Below are 6,394 nucleotides of genomic sequence, written 5' to 3' on the forward strand. Positions count from 1 at the left end.
GGTCCTTTTAACTCAGGTTCTAACATGGGTCCATTTACTGGCGGCCAGAACATGGGTCCTTTCAACGGTGGTTCAAACATGGGTCCTTTCAACGGCGCTCAAAACTTCGGTCCTTTCGCTAACACGAACGACATGAACAACGATTCTGATTGGGGTTTCCATTACAACAACAAGAACACTACTAAGAACGTTTCTAACGCTACTACTGACGCTAAAGTTGCTGGTACTGCTGACGCTAACGCTAAAGGTCTTGCTGATGCATACGCTAAAGGTCAAGCTGACGCATTTGCTAAGGCTCAAGCTGATGCATACGCTAAAGGTGTAGCTGACGCTAACGCTAAGATCGCTGCTGACTCACGTGACGCTGTAGTTGCTCCAGTTGCTCCAGTTGCCGCTAAGTAATTAGTGCACAAGTTAAGCGAATGAGGTAACTCCTTCGCTGATCGCTAAAACCACTCTTCGGAGTGGTTTTTTTTCGTCTGTAAATAACTACTAATGTAATTTTTATTTATATAATTAAGCCATAAAAAAAGGGTGCTTACGCACCCTTTTAAAACTTTATAAATTAAAGCTTAGCCTTTCATTTGGGCGGCTACTTCATCAGCAAAGTTTTCTTCTTTTTTCTCAATGCCTTCACCAACTTCAAATCTAATAAATGACTTGACTTCAGCATTACTTGCTTTAGCCAAAGCACCAACAGTCGTATCTGGATCTTTAACAAATGCTTGACCGTAAAGCGTCACTTCGTTAACAAATTTCTTCATACGTCCACCAATCATTTTCTCAATGATATTATCAGGTTTACCTGATTCACGGGCTTGTTCAACAAAAATTGCTTTCTCTCTTTCTAAAAGCTCAGGATCAAGTTGATCCTCAGTAACACACTCAGGTCGAGTAGCTGCAACATGCATAGCAATATCTTTAGCTAGTGCTTCATCGCCACCTTCTAGGGTTGCTAGAACAGCGATGCGTTCTCCATGCTTATATGCACCGATAACACCGGAAGCAATAGATACAGTTTGTACACGTCTAATAGAAACATTTTCACCTACTTTTGCAACGATATCTTCACGAGATTTTTCAAGTGAATCTCCATTGTCTAAAGTTTGGGTCATGAACTCTTCAATGTTTTCAGGTGTCGTTTTAAGTGCAAGTGCACCCAATGCATCTACAAAACCTATAAAGTCATCACTTTTAGTGACAAAATCAGTCTCAGAGTTAACCTCTAAAATTGTTGCTGTTTTATTGTCATCGCTAATATTAACTTTTACTAAGCCTTCAGCAGCAACACGGCCTGATTTCTTAGCTGCCTTTGCAGCACCAGATGTACGCATTAGATCAATCGCAGCTTCCATATCGCCATCGGTTTCATTTAGGGCTTTTTTACAGTCCATCATACCCGCGCCAGTTCTATCTCTTAATTCTTTAACTAAAGCAGCTGTAATTGCCATAATTATCTCCTATGAATTTTTTGTTAACAATAGCTGTTGAATAGCTATTGTTAGTTGTTTTTTGTAAATTATGCTAGTTTTGCAATTATGTCTGCTTTAGTATCTTTAGTAGCAACTTCAATGCCTTTTTCTTTAGCAAGCGTCACTAAATCTGCCTTTAACATGGCACTAAGGTCAGTTTCAGTAGATTCAGCCTTAACTTCTGCAGCTACAGGAGCTTCTGCTTCTATTTTTTTAGCTGGTGCTTTCTTCTTAACAGCCGGCGCTTTAGTTTGCACACCAGCAGCAGCCTTAGCCTCTAATACCGCATTGGCAATTTCCCTAGCATAGTAGCCAATCGCTCTAATAGAGTCATCATTACCAGGAACAACGTAATCAATGCCTTCAGGATTGTGATTAGTATCTACAATACCGATAATTGGAAGACCTAATTTTTTAGATTCTGCAATAGCATTTTTCTCATGACCAATATCGATCACAAATACAACATCAGGAATACCGCCTAAATCTTTAATGCCGCCAAGACTACGCTCTAATTTTGTCATTTCACGTGTCATCATTAGCGCTTCTTTTTTACCAAATTGGGTAAAGTTTTCTTCTGCTAAAAACTCTAGGTCTTTAAGTCGCTTAATTGAAGCTTTAATAGTCTTGTAGTTTGTCATCATGCCACCTAACCAACGGTGATTTACATATGGCATGCCGCAACGAATTGCTTCTTCTTTCATAATGTCACTTGCGGCACGCTTAGTACCAACAAAAAGAATTGAGCCACCAGCTGCTGCAGTTTTTGATGCAAAATTAAGTACATCGTTAAACATTGGTAATGTTTTTTCTAAGTTAATGATATGTACACCGTTACGCGTACCGTAGATGTATTGATCCATTTTTGGGTGCCAGAATCGTGAACGGTGACCAAAGTGAACACCTGCTTCTAGCATTTTTTTCATTGACGTTTTTGCCATTTTTATTTCTCCGGGGTTAGTAAAGTGTCTTTAGACACTTCCTTCCACAACTTCTAACAATCAACTCTTTTAATTTAGAGCACCCTGATTGTTATGTCAAGTTGTGTGATACATTAAAACGAGTTAGACGCTTGATATACAAGCGTCTAACTCAACTTTAGGTTTTTCAGAAAACATGCCTCTTGTAAAACCTTAAAAAAAGTGTAATTATACCGAATTAGTGCTGATGCAGCAACGCTAATACCGTATTGTGTTAACTACTTTGCTTTAGCAAGTTCTGCACGCATTGTATCAATCGTTGCCTTGTAATCATCTGTATTGAAGATTGCTGAACCTGCTACAAATGTATCGGCTCCCGCTTCTGCAACTTCACGAATATTAGCCGGCCCAACGCCGCCATCAACTTCTAGACGTATATTTCTGCCACTATCATCAATCAATTTACGAACTTGACGACATTTCTCTAGTGTTTGAGGAATGAATGCTTGACCACCAAAGCCAGGGTTAACAGACATCAATAAAATCATATCAATTTTATCCATAACATGCTCAAGTATGTGCAAAGGTGTTGCAGGATTGAATACTAGGCCAGCTTTACAACCGCCTTCTTTGATCATTGCCAATGTCCTGTCAATATGCTCAGAAGCCTCAGGATGGAAAGTGATGTAAGATGCACCTGCAGCAATAAAGTCAGGAATGATACGATCAACCGGCTTAACCATTAAGTGCACATCAATTGGTGCAGTTACACCGTGCTTTCTCAATGCATCACAGACCATTGGGCCAATGGTTAAGTTTGGAACGTAGTGATTGTCCATCACATCAAAGTGAACAATATCTGCACCATCACGCAGTACATTGTCAACTTCTTCACCTAATTTTGCAAAGTCAGCTGCTAGAATTGATGGGGCAATATAATAATCTTGTTTCATGTTTATCTCCAGTTGTTTAGGGGTTGATTCTTAAATATATTTTAGTTAAAAGTAAGTAGGCTTTTTCCAGTCATTTCATCAGGCTGCTCAACATCCATTAAATGCAATAGGGTTGGTGCAATATCTGACAATGCACCTGTACATGGCGCTGCAATAGTTGCTCCACGAGAGCTTACAAAAATCAATGGGACGGGGTTGTTAGTATGCGCAGTATGTACTTCTTTCGTTTCTGGGTTAATCATTTGCTCAACATTGCCATGGTCTGCTGTAATCAACATCTCGGCATTTGTGGTTTTAACAGCCTGATGAATGATTCCTAGACAAGTGTCAACCGCTTCAACTGCTTTAATGGCAGCATCTAGTTTGCCAGAGTGGCCAACCATATCAGTATTGGCAAAATTACAAATAATTAGATCATACTTTTGACTTTCAATATTTTCAACCAGGGCGTCAGTAAGCTCAAAGGCACTCATTTCTGGCTGCAGGTCATAAGTGGCCACCTCTGGAGAGGGGATCAATACACGATCCTCTCCATTGAATGGTCTTTCAATTCCACCATTTAAAAAGAAGGTGACATGTGCATATTTTTCAGTTTCTGCAATTCGAAGTTGTGTCATGCCAAGATTTGAAAGGTACTTTCCTAAAACATTGTTTAACTTAGAAGAGGGGTATGCAACTGGCAGGTTGAAATCTTTTTTGTACTCTGTTAAGCAAACAAATTGGCTGGGCACGAAGGTGCCACGAGAAAATCCTTGAAAGTTTTCATCGGTAAAAGCTTGTGTGATTTGGCGTGCACGATCTGCACGATAATTCATAAAAATCAACACATCGCCTTTGTTAATGGCTGTAGGAGAATTTATCGTGGTTGCTTGAATGAACTCATCTGTTTCACCGCGTTCATAAGCTTGCTCAACAGCCTCTATTGCGGTTTTACTCAAGAACTTAGCCTTGCCTCGTGAGATTAATTCATAGGCGCAACGAACACGCGACCAACGATTGTCTCGATCAAGAGAAAAATAACGACCAATAACACTGGCAATTTCGCCCGTACCTAATGCTGTGATTTTATCCTCTAATTTTTGAATATATTTCTTTGCACTTTTCTGAGCGCAATCTCGACCATCGGTAAATATATGTAAATACACATTTTGACAACCTTGATTGTGTGCCATTTCCAGCATGCTATGAATTTGTTCTTCGTGTGAATGCACGCCACCATCAGATAATAAACCCATGATATGAACAGCCTTGTTATTATCATTAGCGTATTCAAGTGTTGTTCTCAAGACAGGATTTCTAAAGAAGTCGCCGTTTTCAATATCATTATGGATGCGAGTAAAGTCTTGTTTGACAACTCGCCCTGCACCAAGATTTAAATGGCCCACTTCCGAGTTACCCATTTGTTCACCTGGTAAGCCAACTTTCTTGCCACTAGTAAGTATTAACGAATGCTGAAAATTTTTATTTAGCTTATCCCATACAGGTGTATTGGCTTGGGCAATGGCGTTATTTTCTACAACATCAGAGTGCCCCCAACCATCAAGAATAAGCAGTAATTTAGTATCTTTTTTAGATTTCATAACAATAACGAATTTTTAGTTAAGTGTGTTAAACATTGAACAAGAAGTGTACCACATCACCATCCTGAACGATATACTCCTTGCCTTCAGATCGGAGTTTTCCAGCTTCCTTGGCGCCTTTTTCACCACCGCATTCTATAAAGTCATTAAACGCAATAGTTTCAGCCCTAATAAAACCTTTTTCAAAGTCACCATGGATTTTTCCAGCAGCTTGCGGAGCGCTGTCTCCAATGTTAATCGTCCAAGCACGGACTTCCTGAACACCAGCTGTAAAATAAGTTTGCAGCCCCAAAAGTGTGTAACCAGCCCTAATTAAGCGATCGAGCCCTGATTCCGTCTGACCCATTTCATCTAGAAATTCCTTTTTTTCTTCAGCATCTAGTTCAGAAATTTCAGCTTCAATGTCAGCACAAATTGCAACAACTTCCGATCCTTCAGTAGCAGCAAATTCTTGTACCGAATCAAGATGAGGATTGTTGTTGAAACCGTCTTCACTAACATTGGCCATATACAATACAGGTTTGATGGTCAGTAGCTGAAAACCGCGCAATAGCTTTAACTCTTCTTCATCAAAATCTAGACTTCTAACACTTTGACCTGCTTCTAATGCAGGCAGAATTTTATCTAATAATTCTTTAAGAGGAATGCCATCTTTCTGTCCAGATTTAGTATTTTTTATGGCTTTTTGCATAAGCTTTTCAACCGCCGCAAGGTCAGCTAAAACAAGCTCTGTATTGATAATTTCAATATCATCTAGGGGTGATATCTTGCCTGCAACATGGATAATATCATCATTTTCAAAACATCTAACTACATGAACTATTGCGTCTGTCTCACGAATATTTGTGAGAAACTGGTTGCCCAGACCTTCACCTTTTGAAGCACCTTCAACCAAACCGGCAATATCAACAAACTCCATAGTAGTCGGTAGAATTTTTTGAGGATTGACAATATTGGCAAGCTCGTTAAGACGTTTATCGTTAATGGGAACGATGCCAACATTAGGCTCGATTGTGCAGAACGGATAGTTTTCCGATTCAATCCCTGCTTGTGTTAATGCATTAAACAATGTGGATTTACCAACATTAGGCAGTCCAACAATTCCGCATTTAAATCCCATCTTTTCTCCTTTTAAGAACAGTTGTTTTTAAAATAAAAAATAAACTATCTTTTAGTATGTAGGTTTTTCATGGCTGTATCCATTTCTCCCCTAACAACCTGTTCAATTGTTTGTAAAGCGTCAACCATAGCATTTTGAATTAACTGTAGTTCGCTTTTATTCGGTGTATGTAGGACAAAATCAGATACCTGAGATTTGTCTCCTGGATGCCCAATGCCCAATCTAAGTCGATTAAATTCCTTTGTATTTAACGCTTTAATTGTATCCCGAAGGCCATTATGACCACCGTGACCACCTTCAGTTTTTAGTTTTGCAACGCCCGCATCCAGATCTAATTCATCATGAATAA

General features: G+C 39.4%; 6 protein-coding genes and 1 pseudogene. 1 reads left to right on the plus strand and 6 read right to left on the minus strand.

What is annotated here, in order from left to right:
• A partial coding sequence (locus P8M52_RS05655) for a hypothetical protein (protein WP_300308581.1) occupies positions 1-402 on the plus strand: 402 nt, incomplete at its 5' end.
• 170 nt (positions 403-572) lie between these two features.
• On the opposite strand, the gene tsf is transcribed toward P8M52_RS05655, so the two are convergent.
• The 6 genes and pseudogenes from tsf to P8M52_RS05685 form a co-directional block, all read right to left on the minus strand.
• Positions 573-1,451 (minus strand): translation elongation factor Ts, encoded by an 879-nt coding sequence (tsf, locus tag P8M52_RS05660; RefSeq protein ID WP_300308584.1) that lies wholly within the window; start codon positions 1,449-1,451, stop codon positions 573-575.
• A 68-nt stretch (positions 1,452-1,519) separates the two neighbouring features.
• On the minus strand, positions 1,520-2,413 hold the full coding sequence (gene rpsB / locus P8M52_RS05665; protein WP_300308587.1) for a 30S ribosomal protein S2: 894 nt from the start codon (positions 2,411-2,413) through the stop codon (positions 1,520-1,522).
• A 257-nt stretch (positions 2,414-2,670) separates the two neighbouring features.
• Positions 2,671-3,345 (minus strand): ribulose-phosphate 3-epimerase, encoded by a 675-nt coding sequence (gene rpe, locus P8M52_RS05670; RefSeq protein ID WP_300308590.1) that lies wholly within the window; start codon positions 3,343-3,345, stop codon positions 2,671-2,673.
• A gap of 41 nt (positions 3,346-3,386) precedes the next feature.
• A complete protein-coding gene (gpmI, locus tag P8M52_RS05675) occupies positions 3,387-4,925 on the minus strand; it encodes a 2,3-bisphosphoglycerate-independent phosphoglycerate mutase (RefSeq protein WP_300308592.1) in 1,539 nt (512 codons plus the stop codon).
• A gap of 28 nt (positions 4,926-4,953) precedes the next feature.
• Positions 4,954-6,045 carry a redox-regulated ATPase YchF gene (gene ychF / locus P8M52_RS05680; protein ID WP_300308595.1) on the minus strand — a complete coding sequence of 364 codons (1,092 nt, stop codon included), beginning with the start codon at positions 6,043-6,045 and terminating at the stop codon, positions 4,954-4,956.
• Positions 6,046-6,089: 44 nt separating this feature from the next.
• Positions 6,090-6,394: pseudogene (locus P8M52_RS05685) on the minus strand (aminoacyl-tRNA hydrolase); the annotation flags it as partial.

Source organism: Candidatus Thioglobus sp., from assembly GCF_029243085.1.
In the GTDB taxonomy this organism is placed as follows: Bacteria; Pseudomonadota; Gammaproteobacteria; order PS1; family Pseudothioglobaceae; genus Thioglobus_A.